General features: G+C 76.3%; 10 protein-coding genes. 1 reads left to right on the top strand and 9 read right to left on the bottom strand.

The features are described 5' to 3' along the window. Nucleotides 1-35: 35 nt before the first annotated feature. The 9 genes from WDV06_RS03885 to WDV06_RS03845 form a co-directional block, all read right to left on the bottom strand. A complete protein-coding gene (locus tag WDV06_RS03885; protein ID WP_395508173.1) occupies nt 36-1,409 on the bottom strand; it encodes an MFS transporter in 1,374 nt (457 codons plus the stop codon). A 156-nt stretch (nt 1,410-1,565) separates the two neighbouring features. Then, nucleotides 1,566-3,629: an elongation factor G gene (fusA, locus tag WDV06_RS03880; RefSeq protein ID WP_395508172.1), complete on the bottom strand. Its 2,064-nt coding sequence runs from the start codon at nt 3,627-3,629 to the stop codon at nt 1,566-1,568. A 356-nt stretch (nt 3,630-3,985) separates the two neighbouring features. After that, entirely contained in the window at nt 3,986-4,723 is a 738-nt protein-coding gene (locus WDV06_RS03875; protein WP_395508171.1) for a tyrosine-protein phosphatase, read from the bottom strand. A gap of 45 nt (nt 4,724-4,768) precedes the next feature. Then, nucleotides 4,769-8,908, bottom strand: coding sequence for an SAV_2336 N-terminal domain-related protein (locus WDV06_RS03870; RefSeq protein WP_395508170.1), 4,140 nt, complete (start codon nt 8,906-8,908; stop codon nt 4,769-4,771). Then, nucleotides 8,905-9,969, bottom strand: a complete 1,065-nt coding sequence (locus WDV06_RS03865; RefSeq protein WP_395508169.1) for an AAA family ATPase — start codon at nt 9,967-9,969, stop codon at nt 8,905-8,907. Before WDV06_RS03865 ends, WDV06_RS03870 begins: the two co-directional genes overlap by 4 nt. A gap of 53 nt (nt 9,970-10,022) precedes the next feature. Beyond that, complete coding sequence (locus WDV06_RS03860; protein WP_395508168.1) at nt 10,023-12,098, bottom strand: VMAP-C domain-containing protein; 2,076 nt, start codon at nt 12,096-12,098, stop codon at nt 10,023-10,025. Next, nucleotides 12,095-13,351 (bottom strand): RBBP9/YdeN family alpha/beta hydrolase, encoded by a 1,257-nt coding sequence (locus WDV06_RS03855; protein ID WP_395508167.1) that lies wholly within the window; start codon nt 13,349-13,351, stop codon nt 12,095-12,097. The genes WDV06_RS03860 and WDV06_RS03855 overlap by 4 nt, the downstream gene beginning before the upstream one ends. Before the next feature lie 103 nt (nt 13,352-13,454). Then, nucleotides 13,455-14,123, bottom strand: coding sequence for an O-methyltransferase (locus tag WDV06_RS03850; protein WP_395508166.1), 669 nt, complete (start codon nt 14,121-14,123; stop codon nt 13,455-13,457). 52 nt (nt 14,124-14,175) lie between these two features. Then, nucleotides 14,176-15,300, bottom strand: coding sequence for an AMP-binding protein (locus WDV06_RS03845; protein ID WP_395508165.1), 1,125 nt, complete (start codon nt 15,298-15,300; stop codon nt 14,176-14,178). Nucleotides 15,301-15,729: 429 nt separating this feature from the next. Between WDV06_RS03845 and WDV06_RS03840 the strand changes: the two genes are divergently transcribed. After that, nucleotides 15,730-18,000 (top strand): immune inhibitor A domain-containing protein, encoded by a 2,271-nt coding sequence (locus WDV06_RS03840; RefSeq protein WP_395508164.1) that lies wholly within the window; start codon nt 15,730-15,732, stop codon nt 17,998-18,000. Nucleotides 18,001-18,051 lie beyond the last annotated feature (51 nt).

The following is an 18,051-nucleotide window of genomic DNA, read 5'->3' as shown; positions in this document are numbered from 1 at the left end:
CGGGCGCACGCCGGTGTCCGCCGGACCGTCGCCGGTCACGCGGGAGCGGTCAGGGCGGCGTCCAGCCGGCGCCGCGCGGACCGGCGCTGGACCAGGGCCACGCCCGCCACACCGGCGCCGAGCGCCAGCCAGCCGGCCGGTCCCGTGACCATGACGGCGCCGGTCAGCAGCAGCGGCCCGACGGCCTTCTGGGCGGACGGGGAGATGCCGGCCACCCCGAGGTAGGAGGCCCTGGCCCCGTGCGGCGCCAGGGAGACGGCCAGCTCCCAGGAGCACACCGACCGCACCAGCTCCGCGGCGGTGACCAGGACCGCCGCGCCGAGCAGGGTGGCGGAGGCCGCCCAGGGGCCGTGGGCGGGGGTGAGCGCGAGCAGCGCGCAGGCGCCGAACAGGAACGACCCGTACCAGGCGACGGCCGAGGCCGCCTGCTGCGGGGTGCGGACCCTCGCCGACACGGCGAGCTGGAGGACGACGACGAGCACGGTGTTGAGGGCCAGGAAGGCCGGGACGACGGCGTGCGGCGCGTCGGTGTGGTGGACGAGCCACAGCGGCAGGCCGACGTTGAGGAGCGAGTCGTCCAGGTTGAGCGGCATGTCCAGCAGGACGAAGCGGAGGTAGCCCCGGTCCCGCCACGGGCTCCTGCGGCCGGCGGGGGGACCGCCCTCCGCCGGCCGGGCGGGGGTGACCAGGCGGCGGTGGCCCCGAGGTTCCCGCGTGCGCCACACCAGCGCGGAGGCCACCAGGAAGGACAGGGCGTTGCCGAGGATGAGGACCTCGTAGGCGCCCCGGGTGCCGACGGCGAGGCCGATCGCGGCGAGGCCCGCGCCGACGGCGTAGCCCGCGTTGGCGGCGCTGCGCGACAGGGCCTGGTAGGTGGCGCGGCGCTCGCCCGCCACCCGGGTGGCGAAGAGCATTTCGAGGGTCTTGGCGGCCCGGTCGCCGAGGTGGGTGAGGGCGACGAGCGGCAGGAGCAGCTCGAAGCGGCTCACGCCGAGCATCGCGCAGAGGGCGGCGAGCCGCAGCAGGTGGCAGGCGATCAGGAGGGGGCGTACCGGGAACCGGCCGGCGAGGTGGCCCGCGATCGGGGAGCCCGCGATGCCCGCGACGGCGCCGACGCCGAGCATGAGGCCGAGGCGTCCGGCGTCGAGGCCGACGACGAAGGTGAAGAAGAGGACCGAGGAGGCCGCCCAGACGCCGGTTCCGGTGCGGTCGAGGAGTTGGGCGAGCAGCATGATCCGCGCGTCGCGCCCCCCGGGCGGCCGCCGCAGCTGGGCGATCAGCCCGCCGCCGGAGGCGTCGCCCTCGGCGCCGGGGTCCGGCACCCGGGCCGCCTCCGGGCCGGCGGCCGGGGTGCCGGTGACTCCCGGGCCGTGGGCCTCGTCCTGCCCCGTGGTGCCGTGCCGTCCCATGCCGGTCTCCGCTTCCCCCGCCCGAAAGTATCTCGATGTCGAGATACCAGACGGCAGCCTGCCCCCTCACCTATCTCGACGTCAAGATATTTCGGGGGAGGCCCCCCGCCGGCCCCGCCAGGCCCCCGCCCCGGCGTGCGGGGCGGGGGCTGCGGGCTAGCCCGGCAGGAGGGTCGAGGCCACGGCCGCCGGAACCGGGGCCAGGCCCGCCGGGCGGGTGGTGAAGGTGCCCCGGCCCTGGGTGCGGCCGCGCAGGCGGGACGCGTAGCCGAACAGTTCGGCCAGCGGCACCGTCGCCGTCACGGCCGCGGTCCCGGCCCGGGTCGCCGAGCCCGTGACCCGGCCCCGCCGGGCGGCGAGATCGCCGAGGACCGCGCCGACCGACTCGTCCGGGACGGTCACGGTGACCTCCGCGACCGGCTCCAGCAGCTCCAGCGCGCTCGCCCGCAGGGCCTCCCGCAGCGCGAACCGGCCGGCCGCGCGGAAGGCGAGCTCCGAGGAGTCCTTGGAGTGGGTCGCCCCGTCGGTCAGGGTCACCCGCAGCCCGGTCACCGGGTACCCGCCGAGGGGGCCCTCGGCGAGGGCGTCCCGGCAGCCGGCCTCCACGGCCCGCGCGTACTCCGGCGGGACCCGGCCCCCGACGACGGCCGAACGGAAGGCGAAACCGGGTTCGCCCAGCGGCTCGACGTCGATCACCACATGGGCGAACTGGCCCGCACCGCCGTCCTGCTTGACGTGCCGGTACACCAGCCCGGCGACCCCGCGCACCACCGTCTCCCGGTAGGACACCCGGGGCCGGCCCACGACGACCTCCACCCCCTGGTCCCGGCGGACCTTCTCCACCGCGACCTCCAGATGGAGCTCGCCCAGCCCCGACAGCACCGTCTGCCCGGTCTCCGCGTCGGTACGGACCACCAGCGAGGGGTCCTCCTCGGCGATCCGGGCCAGCGCGGCCGCGAGCCGGCCGGTGTCGGTGCTCCGGCCCGCCTCGACCGCCACCGACACCACCGGGTCGGCCACGGTCGGCGGTTCGAGGAGCAGCGGCGCCCCCGGCGCGCACAGCGTGGTGCCGGCCCGGGCCGCCTTGGGCCCGACCACGGCGACGATGTCACCGGCCACCGCCTCCTCCCGCTCCTCGTGCCGGTCGGCCTGCACCCGCAGGATCCGCCCGATCCGTTCCGTCCTGCCCGTACCGGGGTCCAGTACGGTGTCACCCCTGCGCAGGGTGCCCGCGTAGAGGCGCACGTACGTCAGCCGCCCGGTCGCGGTCGCCGTCACCTTGAAGGCGAGGGCCGCCAGCGGCTCCGCCGGATCGGCGGAACGGCCCCCCACCGCCGGCATGTCCGCCGGCGACGGCAGGTAGGCCACGACGGCGTCCAGCAGCGGCTCGATCCCGCGGTTGCGGTACGCCGACCCGCACAGCACCACCACGCCGTCCCCGGCGAGGGTCAGCTCGCGCAGGGCACGCGCCAGCGTGCCCTCGGTGAGGGAGCCCTCGGCGCAGAACTCCTCCAGGGCCTCGGCGTGGAGTTCGGCCACCGTCTCCTCCAGGGCCCTGCGGCGCTTCAGCGCCTCCTCCAGCAGCGGTTCGGGGACGGGCGCGCTCTCGTACGAGTCCGCGCCCGAGCCCGTGCCCCAGAGCAGGGCGCGCATGCCGAGGAGGTCGACGACACCGGTGAAGGCGTCCTCGCGGCCGACGGGCAGCTGGACCACCAGGGGGACGGTGCCGAGCCGGTCGCGGATCGAGGCCACCGCCGCGTCGAGGTCGGCGCCGGCCCGGTCCAGCTTGTTGACGAACGCGATCCGCGGCACGCCGTGCCGGTCCGCCTGTCGCCACACCGACTCGCTCTGCGGTTCGACACCGGCGACGGCGTCGAACACCGCGACGGCTCCGTCGAGGACCCGCAGGGAGCGCTCGACCTCGTCGGCGAAGTCGACGTGCCCCGGTGTGTCGATCAGGTTGACCCGGTGGCCGGCCCAGGAACAGCTGACGGCGGCGGCGAAGATGGTGATGCCGCGGGCCCGTTCCTGGGCGTCGAAGTCGGTGACGGTCGTCCCGTCGTGGACCTCGCCGCGCTTGTGGATGGTGCCGGTGGCGAAGAGGATCCGTTCGGTGACGGTGGTCTTGCCGGCGTCGACGTGGGCGAGGATGCCCAGGTTGCGGACGGCGGTGAGCGGGTTGGCGTGGGTGTCGGTGTGGGCGTGGGTACGGGTGCGCATGGCCCGGGGCCTTTCGGATGCCGTGGAACGGGTGAAGAGGGCGGCGCGATTCCCCCGCGTGGCGGGTTCGCTCCTGACACCGGGTCAGGGGCGATCGGCGGATGCCCGCTCAGGGGCACACGTCGGGGGCGTACGGTGACAGCCGCGCAGCTGCTACCGCGCGGTGCGAGACACCGGGATCACGTCGTACCGGGCTGGGGGAACGAGGGCGGCGGCGGTGTGCGTACGCATGGCCCTGCTCCCCTTCTCTTCGTGCGACGGCATGAGGCGCGCGGGCCGTTTCGGCGGCGCGCACGGCGAGTGTAGGCAGGGCGCTCCGGGCACGGCACCGTATTTTCCCGCGGGCCCGGGCCGCCTCAGACGAGGAGGCGTTCGCGCAGCCGGGCCGTGGTGGCGGGCGTGATGCCGACGGTGTCGGCGAGGTAGCCGGAGGGGGAGCCGTAACGGCTGGTCAGGTCGGCGAGGACCAGGGCCATGACGGTGGCCGGGGCGCGGCCGTAGGAGGGCCAGAGCAGGGTGCGGTCCGGGTGGCCGGCGCGCCAGTCGGCGGTCAGGCGTTCGGTGGCGAGCTCGGTGAGCGCGAAGTCCGCCAGGACCTGCTCCTCGTCCACGCCGAGGAGGGTCAGGACGAGGGCGGCGAGGAGGCCGGTGCGGTCCTTGCCGGAGGTGCAGTGGAAGACGGCGGGGCCGGGACCGTCGGCGATCAGCTCGATCGCCCCGCGGATCTCCTCGGTCCCGTCCTCGGCGACTTCGGCGAAGCGGTCGGCGAGGTAGCGCCACGGGTCGAGGGAGGGGTCGATCGCGGCCTGGTCGTAGGGGCGGTGCTCGATGCTCAGGTTGGCGTACGTGAAGCGCTCCGGCTCGGGTATCCGGCCCCTGGCCTCGATCTCCCAGGGGTAGCGCAGGTCGATGACGGTACGGATGCCGAGGCCGAGGAACCGCTCCCAGTCCTCGGCGGCGCCCTCCAGCTTGCCGAGGGAGTCGGCCCGGTAGAGCCGGCCCCATGCGGTGGTGCGGCCGTCGGCGCAGCGGTAGCCGCCGAGGTCGCGGAAGTTGTGGAGGCGGGTGAAGGGGACGTGGCGCGGCGTGGTCACGGACAACTCCTGTGGCGGGCGGGGTGATTGTGGCGCCAGGATGCCTCATCGGCCGTCGGGGGAGGAGCCCTCCGGGGGGTGGGCGGGGTGCGGGGAGGTGATGTGCCACAGTCCCGCGTCCGATCGGTTCGCCGCCCAGCCGTCCGGCAGGGAGGGTGGTCCGGTGAGCTCGACGCCGGTGAACTCGGCCCGGCCGTGGAAGGCCGCGCCGGGGAAGGCCGGTCCGGCCCGGAAGACCGAGTCCTCGACGGAGACGGTGCCGTCGAAGGAGGCCCCGTCGAATCCCGTGTCGGTCGCGAACGTGGCGCGCAGGAAGTGCACGGACCCCTGGAACCGAGCTCCCGTGAAGTCGGCCCCCGCGCCGCCCACCGTCATGTCCGCGCAGTGCAGGGGGCCCGAGAAGACCGCGCGGTCGAAGGAGGCCCCGTCGAGGCAACCGACCTTCTCCCAGCGGGCCTCGCCGGTGAACAGGACCCGGGCGAAGTCCACCGGCCGCGCGAAGTCGGTGTCGGTGAACTCCGCTCCCCCCTCGAACCGGGCGCCCGCGAAGGAGGTCCGCGCCTCGAAGGAGGTCTCCCGGAAGAGCGCCTGCCCCCGGCACACGGCCAGGTCGAAGGCCGCCGGGGCCAGAAACCGTACGCCGGACACCCACAACTCGCCTTCCCACACCGCGTGTTCGCAGGACACCTGCCCGGCGAAGAAGGCCCGGCTGAAGTCGGTCGGGCCCTGGCAGGCGGCGTCGCGGAAGTCGAACGCTCCGTCCACCGAGGCCCCGGCCAGAGAGGCTCCCCACCGCAGGAGGGCGCGTCTGAAGGAGACATCGGCCGCCCAGGTCGCCCCTTCGAAGTCCGCCCGCCCGGTGAAGACCGCGCGCCGGAAGTCCGCCGGCCCGCCGAACTCGGCGATCGTGAACCGCGCGTCCCCGTGGAAGGACGAGCCTTCGAAGGACGCTCTTCCCCGGAACGCGGCCCGGGTGAAGTCCGCCGGTCCCTCGAACACGGCCCGGGAGAAGTCGGCCTCTGCGGTGAAGACGGTCTCCGCCTCCTCCCATCCCTCCTCGAAGCGCGCGTCCTCGAAGGTCACCGCGCCCAGGGCGAGCCGCCTCGTCCCCGGCTCGCGTACCGCGTCGAGGACCCGCCGCAGCAGGCCCGGACCGAACGGCACCCCCCGGAAGTCGAGCGGTGCGCCGGGGGCCAGAGCGGCCAGCACCTCCTCCTGCTCCCCGGGCGGCAGATGGGCCAGGCAGGCGTGGCGGCCCGCCAGACGGATGCCCGGGCAGCCCCGCGGTTCGTCGTCCGAGGAGCCGGCGCGGCAGCGCAGCCAGGCGACCGCCGCCCCCCGCGTGGATTCCTCGGCCTCCGTCAGCAGCTCGGCCAGCTGCCCGGGGCTGCCCCGGTAGGCCCACCCCCCGGCGTCGCCTTCGGCGCCGAGCGGGACGAGGTCGCGCAGGGCGGCCGGGCCGAGCAGCCGGCCGAGCTCCTCGTACAGCGGGCGGGTCAGGGCGAGCAGGAGGCGCGCGCCGTGTCCCGGACCGGCCTCCCCCAGGTGGGCGGTGACGAGGTCGTGCAGGAGCAGCCCCTCCGTGTCGCCCGGGAGGGTCCCGGCGTTCCGGGTCCCGAGGACCACGGCGAACGCGGGCTGCGTGCCCTCCGGCACCCGCTGGGCGTCGGCGGCCAGGACCCCGGGCAGGGCGGCGAGCAGCCGCCCGCCCTGGCCGAGGCTGCCCGGCGGATCCAGCAGCAGGTACGCCGTCCGCGGGTCCGGTCCCGGCGGGCCCTCCCCCAGCTCCGCGTCGACGGAGGCGTCCGCGGTCAGCCGCGACAGCAGCCGCCGCAGCCCCGGTTCGCCCCGGCCGCCGCGCGGCGCCGCCCCGCCCATCCGTACGCCGACGGTCACCCACGGGCCCTGGAAGCCCGTCCGGTACCCGGAGGCCCGCGGGTGGGAGTCCAGGACCGAGCGGAAGGCGACCTGGTCCAGCAGGGCCGCGCCCGACAGGAACACGAGGCGGTCGGGCCGGACGGTGTGCACCACCCCCAGCAGCCAGCCCTCGTAGGAGACGGGGGCGCCGACGAAGTGGGTCCAGCCCTCCGGTTCGGCGGAGAGACGGACGAGTTCCCCGTTGGCCGCTCCGCCGTCGCGGACCAGGGATCCGGTCAGCGGCGCCGGCAGCCCGCCGTCCGTGACCCCGTCGACGCGCAGGCGCGCCTCGGCGCCCGCCGGGCGCGTCCCCCACAGCTGCGGGGCGAACTCCGCGTCCCCGGCCAGGTCCTCCTCGCTCTCCAGCAGCAGGACGGGCGGGCTCGCGTTGTCCCACCACACCGGTCTGCAGGGGACCTCCCTGCCGCCCGACCGGATCCAGGCGAGCGCCTCCCCCGGTCGCGGCACGTCCCCCACGGTGAGCACCAGCCGCGGCGCGAGCAGGGTCCCCACCGCGGCGGGCTCCGCCAGCGGTTCGAAGCGGACCCGGACCACCCGGCTCGCCGGCCCCCCGTCGGAGGCCGCGCCCCGCCCGGCGGGCTCACGCCGACCGCCGGCCTGCTCCTGCCCCGGGTCCGGCTTCCCGCCGGCCTGCTCCTCCCCCGGGTCCGGGTCCCCGCCGACGGCTGCCCCGTCCGGCCCCCGTTTCCCGTCGGCGGGCCCGTCGGCCCCCCGCTCGGCGAACGGGAGGGCCTCGTCCGGGACCAGGCGCCGGCCCTCCTGCCCCGTGGTGACCCGGGTCGCCGAGAAATCGGGGCCGGTGCCCCGGTGGCGTGACATGAACTCCCAGACCCGGCGGCGCACCAGTTCCCGTACCGCCGCCACGTCCCCGCGCAGCTGGGAGCCCAGCAGCACGTCCCGTACGCCCGGCAGGAACTCGAACTCGGCCTCCTCCGGACGCTGCTGCGCGTCCCAGGGGGCGAAGAGCCCGCCGAGTGCCACCTCCGCCAGGTGGCCGTGCTCGGAGCCGCGCAGCAGGGAGCGGCGCACGAGGGTCATCACGGGCAGGGTCAGCGGTACGGCGGCCAGGTGCGCGGCCAGCTGCTGGGCGGTCGGGGAGGCACCGGCGCGGAAGCGCTCCACCAGCTCCATCGGGTCGGCGGCCCGGCGCGGCGGGCCGGCCGGCCGCGGGGGCGGCGGCGCGGCCGCGTCCAGCCGCAGGCAGGCCAGGCGGCGCCAGCGCCCGTCACCGGACACCACCCGGACCAGGCGGGCCAGACTGCCGGAGGCGAGGCCGACGACGGGGACGACGGGGCCGCCGCCGCGCGCCCGCCGGGCGGCCGGCACCCGCTGCCAGGAGCGGGTGGCGGCGGCGGGCCGGTCGGAGCGGACGGCGAAGGGCACGGGCCGTACGGCGCCGCGGGTCCACAGCCGTTCGGGCAGGACGTTCAGCACGGCCACGGCGTTGTGGCTGCTCCAGTGGCGCAGGACCGCACGCAGCGGGCCCTCCTGCCAGCCGCCGGCGACGGTGTCGGAGACGACGAGGATCAGCCGCCGGCCGGCCGGGTCGGCGAGTTCGAGGGGGTTGCGGGGTGCGGTGCCGGGGCCCCGGGCCAACCGCGGGGTGCCGCCGCGGCCCGTTCCGGTCAGCTGCCAGGCGCGTACGTCGCGGAAGACGCCGCTGCGGGTGAGGACCCCGCGCAGTTCGGCGACCAGGTCGGCCCACAGCAGCATCGAGGGGTGGCTGTCGACGACGAGGGCCAGGTCCAGCCAGCGGCTCTCGGAGGGGCGCAGCACCGGGGTGGGGACCATGGCCTCGATGCTGCGCTCCACGGTGAGCTGCTCGTCGAGTTCCTCTCCGGGGCCGCCGATGGAGCGGCGGCCGACGGGCCGCAGGGAACGCATCAGGCCGAGCGGGTCGTCGAGGGAGGCGGTGCGCGGCAGGCGCAGGGGTACGCCGCGCCGGCCGCGACGGCCGCCGGGAGGCCCGGCGGCGGGGCCGGGACGGGCGGTGGCGGGGAAGAGCTGGGCGGCGTCGGCGCCGGGGGCGGGAACCGGTCCGGGGGCGGCGTCGGGCGGGGCGGGCGCGGGCGGGGAGGCCGAGGCGTCGTCGGACGCGGGGGCGGGCGTACGGGTGCGGGCGGCGGCGGGGTCGACGCGTGCGGCGAGCCACAGGATGTCGGCGATCTCCTCGGCGCCGACGGCGGTGCGCGGGGCGGCGCCGTCCTCGGCGCCTTCGGCGAAGGCGGCGAGGAGCCTCTCGATCACGCGGTGGGCCCGGTCAGGTGCTGCATGACGGTGGCGAGGAAGCGGTCGCGGTCGTCGGGCGCCGACCAGGCTCCCGCCAGGCGCAGTTGGATGGCGTTGAGGAGCTGGTCGGTGGCCAGGTCGCCGTCCTCGGCGCGTTCGAGGAAGCTCCGGACGAGGTCCCGGTACTCGGCCCCGTCGGCGCCGGTGATGTCGACGCCGAGCCGTCCGCGCACGATGCGCGCGAGTTTCTCGGGGCCGGGTGCGTCCAGGTGCAGGCGGACGCAGCGGCGCAGGAAGGCGGGCGGGAAGTCGCGTTCGCCGTTGCTGGTGAGGACGACCACCGGGAAATAGCGGCACTGCACCCGGCCCTGGGTGACGGCGACGCCGGCGTCGGGGTCGTCGTCGGTGCCGATGGCGACGGTCGGCTCCTCCTTGGCGAGGCGGGCGAGTTCGGGGATGACGAACCCGCCGTCCTCGAAGACGGTGAGGAGGTCTCCGGGCAGGTCGATGTCGCTCTTGTCGATCTCGTCGATGAGCAGGACGCGGGGCCTGGGCTGCGGCAGCAGGGCGGTGCCGAGCGGGCCGAGGCGCAGGTAGCGGGCGATGGAAGGCGCGGCCGGGGTGCCCGTGGCCGGGGTGCCGGGGAGGCGGACCTGTTCGAGTCCGGCCTCCTGGAGGCGGCCGATGGCGTCGTAGAGGTAGAGGCCGTCGCGCAGGACGGTGCGGCTGGTGATGGGCCAGTGCAGTACGGGGCCCAGGGCGAGGTCGGCGGCGATGCTGTAGGCGAGGGTGGACTTGCCGACGCCGGGCTTGCCGGTGATGAGCAGGGGCCGGCGCAGGTGGAGGGCGGTGTTGACGACGTCCTTCTCGGGTTCGTCGGGAACGTAGCCCTCCCCGCGCCGCCGGGTGCGCTCCCAGGCCTCGCCCGCGCAGCCGGGCGGCCCGTAGGCCGGGTCGGGGTCCCCGGTGAAGTCCCGCCAGGGCGGCGGCGATCCGGCTTCCATCCGGGCGCGGCGCTCCTCGCCCGGTCCAGCGCCCTGGTACAGCCACCAGTCCTTCGCCACTGCCTCTGCCTCCATCGTCGCGTCAGGTCGTGCGGTCGGTACGGCCGTTCGGGCCGAACGGGCGGGGGTCAGGCCAGGGAGCGGAGGTCGATCGTGTCGTCGGGATCGTCCCACAACAGCACCAGCCGGTCTGCCCCTTCGGCCGCGCCCCCGGCGGCCGCCCGGCGCGCTTCGGTCACGCGGGCGGGCAGCCCGAGCACCGCCGGTGCGCCGGGGAGCGCCTCCGGGGAGAGGCGCGCGGGCAGACCGCCGGCCGGGGCTCCGCCGCCACGCTGCCAGACGGCGGCGGGCACCCCTCCTTCGAGGACCGCCTCCAGCAGGGCCTCCGTCCGGGCCGCCGAGGCATGGCCGAGGACGCAGGCGGGGCCGGTGCGGGCCCCCAGCTGCACCCCGAGGGCGTCGGTGACCTCCGGGTCCTCGACGACCCGTACGGTGTCCGGGTGGCGGCCGCCGTGGGCGTGCATCCAGCGCCACTTGGCGTGCCAGGCCGTGCGGGTGTCCTCGCGTTCCTGCGGGCAGCGCACCACCACCTCGTAGAGCATGCCGAGGGGGCGGGTCCGCCCCGCCGGTCCGCGGGGCACGGGCCACTGGTCGAAGTCCGTCTCCAGCATCTCGTACGGCACGTGGAACTCGATCCGCTCGACGCTCTCGTAGGGCTGTCCGGCTCCGCCGTCCGCCGTCGGCCCGGCCGCGAGCAGGGCGAGCCGGCGCACGAGTTCGGCCCGTACGGCGGCCGGCGCGACCGGGCTGCCCTCCGACTCCCAGATGTGGCGGGTGTGTTCGCCGCGCAGCCACATCCGGGCGAGCAGGCCGTCCTCGCCGCCGGGCGGGGACTCCAGGCGGACGTGCAGCGCGGTCCGGCGGGCGGGAGCGGCCGGCGGGCGCAGCACGGGCAGGGCGAGGCGTGCGCGGGTGGCGCGGACCCACTCGGCGAGCCGGCCCGACCAGTCGGGGTCGCCCAGGCCGCCGGCGGCGCCGCGGGGGCGGGCGGCCCGGTCGGCGAGATAGTGCACGAAGGGCACGGCCAGGGGCATGCCGGTGCGGCCGCCCTGGCGCTCGTCGAGGTCCGCGACCACGTCGAGGAGGGTGTCGGCGGGCAGTCCGTGGTGGACGGGGGTGGCGCAGCCGGCCTCCTTGAACGCCCAGGCGTAGGCCTCGTAGGCGCAGCGCGGCAGGCCGCGGCCCTCGAACAGGTCGCCGAGGCCGTCCCAGCCGGTCTGGTCGAGGCGGGCGGCCCGCGGCGGCACCGGCCCGGAGGGTCCGTCGTCGAGGAAGGAGCTCGCGTCCCAGTCCCGGTCGACGAGGAACTGGGGCAACTGCCAGCCCTCGCCGCGGGCGCGCAGGTCCTGGAAGGTCCGGTGGATCCGGCGGGCGGCCTGCGGGAGGCCGGTGACGCCCTCGCGGACGGAGCGGCCGCCGAGTTCGCCGAGCAGCGCCTCGGTGAAGCGGCCCGCGCCCCGCTCGGCGTCGTTCCGGGCGGCTTCGCCCTCGCGGGAGGCGTAGAGCCGGAACTGGCGCCGTCCGGGGACGGTGGCGCCGCCGCCGTAGTCGGTGCTGCCGAAGTTCCACCGGGTGTCGCGGGGGGCGTCGACCCGGCAGGCGTCCACCAGGGCGGCCTGGAGCGGGAAGCGGCGGTTCTTGACCAGGTCCGTCTTCCACCAGCGCAGGGCCGAGTCGAGGTTGAGGTGGCGGATCTGGCCGGGCCGGGCGTCGGCGCAGGGCAGCATCAGCTCTCCGGCGCCGCCGAGGTAGCCGTGGCCGGCCCAGAAGATCCACAGCAGGTCGCCGTCGCACTGCGGGAGTTCTTCGAGCAGGACCGACTTGGCGTTCGCCTCGGTGGCGGGCCGGTACGCCGGTCTCAGTTCGGCCAGGGCGGGGGAAGCAGTCCAGTCCAGCCGGTCGGGGTCGTCGAGCGGGGAGAGCAGCAGCCGCACGTTGGCCGCCGGGACCTCGCCGGGGCCGGTCAGCCAGTGGGCGAAGCGCAGGGCGTCGCGGGCGGGGCCACGCAGGTTCCAGCGGTGGCTGATCTCGTACCGTTCGACCCCGGCGACGAGCGCGAAGGTCCGCCGGGGTGTCAGGGCTGCGGGTAAGTCGAGGGGAAGGGGCTGGAGTTCGGGGTCGGCCCGGGTTCCGGGGTGGGTCACCCGATGCCCGCCTCGGCCACCGCCCGTTCGATGCGCTCGTAGAGGGACTGCTGTTTCCAGTAGGCGCTGTGGGAGACCGGGAAGGGCTGGCGGCTGCGGACCTCGTGGTCGGTGACGCGCGGGTCGCCGGGGAAGACGGGTCCGGCGAGGTAGGAGAGCACGTCCTGCCGGTCGTAGACATTGAGCCAGCGCGGGAAGCCGTACGGGAGGGAGCTGCCGGGCGGGAGGGCGGTGAGGGCGCCGATTTCGTGAAGGTACGGGGCCTGCGAGCCGACGGTGACGAGCAGTTCGGCACCGGGCACGGGTCCGCCGGAGGCGGCCTCCAGGGCGAGGAGGTCCACCAGGGCGATCCCGCCGAGGCTGTGGCCGATCAGGACGGTGGGGCCGGGCTCGGCGGTGATCCGCTGGTGCAGGAACGCGCGTAGCTCGGTGCCCCGGGCCTGGTAGCGCAGGATGTCGCCGAGGGCGGGGGTGGCGCCGACGGTGAGGGAGCCCCGCCGGGCGTTGAGCAGCGGCTGCGTGGAGACCCGCAGGGCGAGCCGGCCGAGGAAGGCGGCCGCTCGGGCGCCGGGGACGCGGGCGTCGCCGCCCAGGCGGGTGGTGAGCAGTTCGACGAGCCGGTCCCGTTCGGCGGCGGTGCAGTCGGCGTCGGCCCCGGCGGTGGCGAGGGCCCCGGCGGTGACGGCGCGGGCGAGGGCGACGGCCAGTTCGCGGGCCTGCGGCTCGGCGGCGGCCCGGGCCCCGGCGCGGGCGGCCTCGGCGGAATCGGCGGCGGCCTCCAGGGCCGGGCGGAAGCCGGGGGCGAGGCCGGTCCCGTCCAGCAGGGCGCCGAGCTCGTGGGGCCGGCCGTGGGGATCGTCCGGGGCTTCGGCCAGGCGGTGCAGGAGCTCCAGGACGCGTGTCCCGGCGGCCTGTACGCCGGGCGGGGCGAACGGGTCGTCGTCCGGCCCCTCCGCGGATCCGCCCGTGTCCCAGCCGGCCTCCGCGAGCACGCGCAGCTCGCACAGCGGGTCGGCGAGCAGCAGTCCCCACTCGGCGGTCTCGGTGTCCGCCGCGTCCGCGCGCCCGGGGGCGTTCAGGCCGGGGACGGAGCGGCCGCCCGAGGCCAGGACGGCCCCGAACCGCTCGCCCCAGAAGCAGGAGTCGACGGCGGCGCCGGGGAAGCGGGCGGTGAGCCGCTCGCGGACCAGTGCGAAGAGGGCGTCGTGCCGGTCACGCCGCACCCCCGTGCCGTGTACGAACAGAAACCGCATCGTCGGCCCTCCCCCTCGCGACCTCGCCCGCCCGCACGATAGCGCCGCACGGGCGGGACGGCAGGGGGAACGCGGAGTTCCGTCGGTGGCGGGAGGGGCCGGTTCAGCGTTTGCGGGCGAGGGTGAGGCCGTCGGCGACCGGCAGCAGGACGGACTCCACCCTCCCGTCGGCCCGTACGTGGGCGTTGAACTCGCGGACGGCCAGCGCGTTCCCCTCGGCCCCGGGGTCGGCCGCCGCGCCCCCGTAGAGCGTGTTGTCGGCGAGGAGCAGGCCGCCGGGGCGGACGCGCGGCACCAGTTCCTCCCAGTAGGCGCGGTAGCCGGTCTTGTCGGCGTCGAGGAAGACGAGGTCGGTCACGGGGTCGGGCGGCAGGGAGCGGAGGGTGTCCAGGGCGGGGGCGAGCCGCAGCTCGATCCGCTCCGCGACCCCGGCCTCCCGCCAGGCCTCCTGGGCGATGTCGGTCCACTCCTTGGAGACGTCACAGGTCAGGACCCGTCCGCCGGGGGCGAGTCCGGTGGCGAGGGCGAGGGTGGAGCTGCCGGTGAAGGTGCCGACCTCGATGATGCGGCGGGCGGCGGTGATCCGGGCCAGCAGGGTGAGGAACACGGCCTGCTCGTGCGGGACCTGCATGACCGCGGCGGCGCCGAGCCCGCGGGTCCGCTCGGCCAGCCGCTGCTGGACGGCGGTGCGGGGCTCGGCCTGGGCGACCAGGTACGCGTACACGTCGGGCGTGAGGGGGACGGTCTTGACCTCGTCCGGGGACCGGTTCATCGGGCGGCTCCTTCGACGGGTCGCGGTGCGGGGGCGGCCGCGGCGCGGGAGGTCATGCGGGTGGCTCCTCGGGGAGGGCCAGGGGTTTGCCGAGCGGTCCGCGCGGGATCCGGTCGACCAGGCGCACCCGCCGGGGCTCGGCGCCGAGGCCGCGTGCGGCGGCCCGTACGCCCTCCGCCGTCAGCGGGCCGCCCCCGGCGACGAGGACGTCGTACGCCTCGCCGCCGGGCGGGCCGGCGGCGCGCACGCAGGCGACGTCCGCGCCGGGGAGCGCGGCGCGCAGCCGGGCGGCGATGGCGCCCAGGTCGCGGCGGACCCCGTTGACCTTGACCAGGTGGGCGCGGCGGCCGAGGCGCAGGAACAGCCGGTCGCCGAGCCGGCGGACCAGGTCGTCCATCTCGTGGTGGTCGGGGCGGCCGCCGTCGGGGAGGGAGGCCAGGCGCGGGCCGGTGACGGTGAGCGGGCCCTCCGCGCCGACGCTCGGGGCGCTGAAGGCGACGTCGTCGAGGAGGGTCCACGGGGCGTGCGGGTCCCAGCCGGTGCGGTGCGCGACGGCGCCCGTCTCGGTGGAGCCCAGCAGCTCGATCAGGGCGGCGCCGGGGTGCTCGCGGAACTGCCGTGCCTCGGGCGGGAGTTCGGCGGAGCCGTGCAGGAGGACGAGCCGCTCGAAGGAGGCGGTCCAACGGGGGTGGCCGGCCAGGGTCCGGAAGGCCGCCGGAATGGCGGCGACGGCGACCCGGCGGGCCGTGACGGGCGGCGGCGGGCAGTCGGGGCCGGGCCAGAACCACACCGGCAGCCCGGCCAGGGCGGGCAGCATCACGGTGGCCGAGGCGCCGTAGGCGTGCTGCGGCGGGACGAAGCTGACGACGGCCTCGGGAGCGTACGGGGCCAGCAGGCGGGCGGCGTGCGCGGCGTCGGCCAGCAGCAGCTCGCCGGAGAGGACGCGCCGGACGGGCTCGCCGGTGACGCCGGAGGTGTCGAACGCGTACTCCCCGGCCCGGAGCCGGCCGCGGACACGCTCGGCGTCGGCCGGGGCGAGCCGGTCCCAGGGCAGGTGCCAGCCGCCTGCGGCGGGCGGGGCCGGGGCGGTGGCGCCGAGGCGCTCCGCCAGGGTGTCGAAGGAGAGGGTCGCGTAGCCCTGTGCGGGGATCACCGGGCCGGCGGGGTCGAGGCACATGCGCGGGGTCCCCTCGTACGGTGCGGCTGCGGTGGGCCGCGGCGGGCCCTGAAGGCTCAACGACGGGGCGCCCGGAAGGAAACGGGCACCCGAAGGCCCCACCGCGCACCCCAGGCCACCTGGGACCACCCACCGCTCCCCGGGCCCCGCCCGCGCACTCCACGCCGGGCACCCCCGCCCCGCGGCGCGACACCCCGGACCTCCCTCCGCCGGGACCCGTTCCACACACTCCACACCCGGCGCACCCCGCACGCGCCGCGCGACATCCCGGACCCCCTCCGCTCTCCCGACTCCGCCCCTGCGCTCACGCCGGGCCGGCCGCTCCCGCACCGCACCCCCCACCGGGTCCCGGCGCACACACTCTAGCCGTCACCTGTGACATGTGAAATATTACCTGCGCTCTCCGAACTCCCGGAAAGGTCACCCCCGTTGCGCAGACTCCTCGCGGCGGGAGCGGCGATATCGCTCACCGCTCTCGCCTTCCTCGCCACGCCCGCCCAGGCGGCCGCCCCGCCGCCCCCGGCCCCCGCCGGCCCGCAGGCCGGACAGGAGGCGGCCCCGCCGCCCGCCCCCCTCGAACTCCGGCGCCAGGCCCTGCGCCGCCAGGCGCTGGAGGGCGTCGCGGCGGGCGGCGCCGGGTCGCGGCGGGCCGGGCCGGCCCCCCGGACCGCCAGGATCGGCGACCAGTACGTCGAGCTCTCCCAGGAGCGCAAGGACAAGGTCTTCGTCATCCTCGCCGAGTTCGGCGACCAGACGGACCCCCGCTTCGGCGGCACCCCCGGCCCCCTGCACAACACGATCGCCAAACCGCCCAAGGACGACAACCACACCCTCTGGCGCAAGGACTTCGACCGCGACTTCTACCAGCGGCAGTTCTTCTCCGACGACCCCGGCGCGGCGTCCATGCGGGCGTACTACAACCTCCAGTCCTCCGGGCGCTACGACATGGACGGCACCGTCACCGACTGGGTCAAGCTGCCCTACAACGAAGCCCGTTACGGTACCGACAAGTGCACCGAGACCGGCCAGTGCCGCACCAACTGGGACCTGGTCCGCGACGCCACCAAGGCCTGGTACGACGCCCAGCTCGCCAAGGGCCGCACCCCGCAGGACGTCAAGGCCGAGCTCGCCCAGTACGACGTGTGGGACCGCTACGACGCCGACCACGACGGCAACTTCAACGAGCCCGACGGCTACCTCGACCACCTGGTCGTCGTCCACGCGGGCAAGGACCAGACCTGGGGCGGCGGGGACCAGGGCAAGGACGCCATCTGGGCGCACCGCTGGTTCGCCTACTGGGACCAGGCGGGCACCGCGGGCCCGGAGGGCAACAAGGCGGGCGGCACCCCCGTCGGGGACACCGGCATCTGGGCCGGCGACTACCTCACCGGCGGCGAGAACAGCGGGGCGGGCCTCTTCTCCCACGAGTTCGGCCACGACCTGGGCCTGCCCGACCTCTACAGCTCGGACGGGGACAACGGCGTCAACTTCTGGTCCCTGATGTCCTCGGCCTCCTACCTGGGCAAGGGCCCGAACACCACGGGGCAGTTCCCCGGCGACCTGGACCCGTGGAGCAAGCTCCAGCTGGGCTGGCTCGACTACACGGAGGCCGACGCGGGCCGCACGACCCGCGCCACGCTGGGCGTCTCGGGCTACCACACCCAGGACCCCCAGGCCCTGCTGGTGCACCTCCCGCCCTCCACCACGCGCACGGACCTCACCGACCCCTACGAGGGGACGAGCCAGTGGTGGAGCGGTACCGGTGACCTCATGGACAACACCCTCACCCGCCCGGTGGACCTCTCGCACCGCCCGGCGACCCTCTCCGCCCGCCTCTGGTACGACACGGAGAAGGACTTCGACTTCCTGACGGTCGAAGGCTCCTCCGACGGCGGCGCCACCTGGACCCCGCTGCCCGGCACCGTGAACGGCACGCCCGTCCCCCCGAAGGGCGTCTCCGGCACCTCCGCCGGCTGGACCGACCTCTCGGTCCCCCTGCCCGCCGACACCGACCGGCTCCGCCTCCGCGTCACCTCGGACGGCAACACGCACGGCCGGGGCGTCACCTTCGACGACCTGCGGGTCACCGCGGACGGCGACGGCCGCACCCTCTTCGCGGACGGCGCGGAAGCCGGCGCGAACGGCTGGACCGCCCTCAAGTGGTCCCGCACCGAAGGCCGTACGGGCACGGAGTCCCACCCTCGCGCCTACTTCGCGGAGAACCGCCGCTACACGGGCTACGGCTCCTATCTCCGCACCGGCCCGTACAACTTCACCTCGACGGACAACCGGGTCGAGTTCTACCCCTACCAGCAGGGCGTGCTGCTCTGGCTCTGGGACACCGCCTACAGCGACAACACCACCAAGGCGCACCCGGGGTCGGGCCTCATCCTGCCCGTCGACGCCCGCCCGGAAGCCCTCCGCTTCCCGGACGGCACCCTGGCGAACGCCCGCGCCCAGACGTTCGACGCGACCTTCTCCACTCGCCCCACCGACCGCGTCACCCTGCACAGGACCGGCAGCACCCTGACGGTCCCCTCCCGCCCGGGCGTCGCCGTCTTCGACGACCACCGCACGTCCTACTGGACCCCGGACCTGCCCCAGGTCGGCGTCAAGGTCCCGGACACGGGCACCCGCCTCCAGGTGCTGCGCGAAACGGCCACGACCACCACCCTCCAGCTGACCCCGTCCGCCCCCTGACCGTCCGCGCGCGCACGGGCGCCCCGCCGGGAACTCGCCGGCGGGGCGCCC

Source organism: Streptomyces racemochromogenes, from assembly GCF_044129415.1.
Lineage (GTDB): Bacteria > Actinomycetota > Actinomycetes > Streptomycetales > Streptomycetaceae > Streptomyces > Streptomyces racemochromogenes_A.
This window is presented reverse-complemented; position numbering and strand designations above follow the sequence as displayed.

What these genes read in the sequence shown, in the direction of transcription:
- WDV06_RS03885 (WP_395508173.1), bottom strand. Translation starts at nt 1,409, where the DNA reads ATGGGACGGCACGGCACCACGGGGCAGGACGAGGCCCACGGCCCGGGA.
- fusA (WP_395508172.1), bottom strand. Translation starts at nt 3,629, where the DNA reads ATGCGCACCCGTACCCACGCCCACACCGACACCCACGCCAACCCGCTC.
- WDV06_RS03865 (WP_395508169.1), bottom strand. Translation starts at nt 9,969, where the DNA reads ATGGAGGCAGAGGCAGTGGCGAAGGACTGGTGGCTGTACCAGGGCGCT.
- WDV06_RS03855 (WP_395508167.1), bottom strand. Translation starts at nt 13,351, where the DNA reads ATGCGGTTTCTGTTCGTACACGGCACGGGGGTGCGGCGTGACCGGCAC.
- WDV06_RS03850 (WP_395508166.1), bottom strand. Translation starts at nt 14,123, where the DNA reads ATGAACCGGTCCCCGGACGAGGTCAAGACCGTCCCCCTCACGCCCGAC.
- WDV06_RS03845 (WP_395508165.1), bottom strand. Translation starts at nt 15,300, where the DNA reads ATGTGCCTCGACCCCGCCGGCCCGGTGATCCCCGCACAGGGCTACGCG.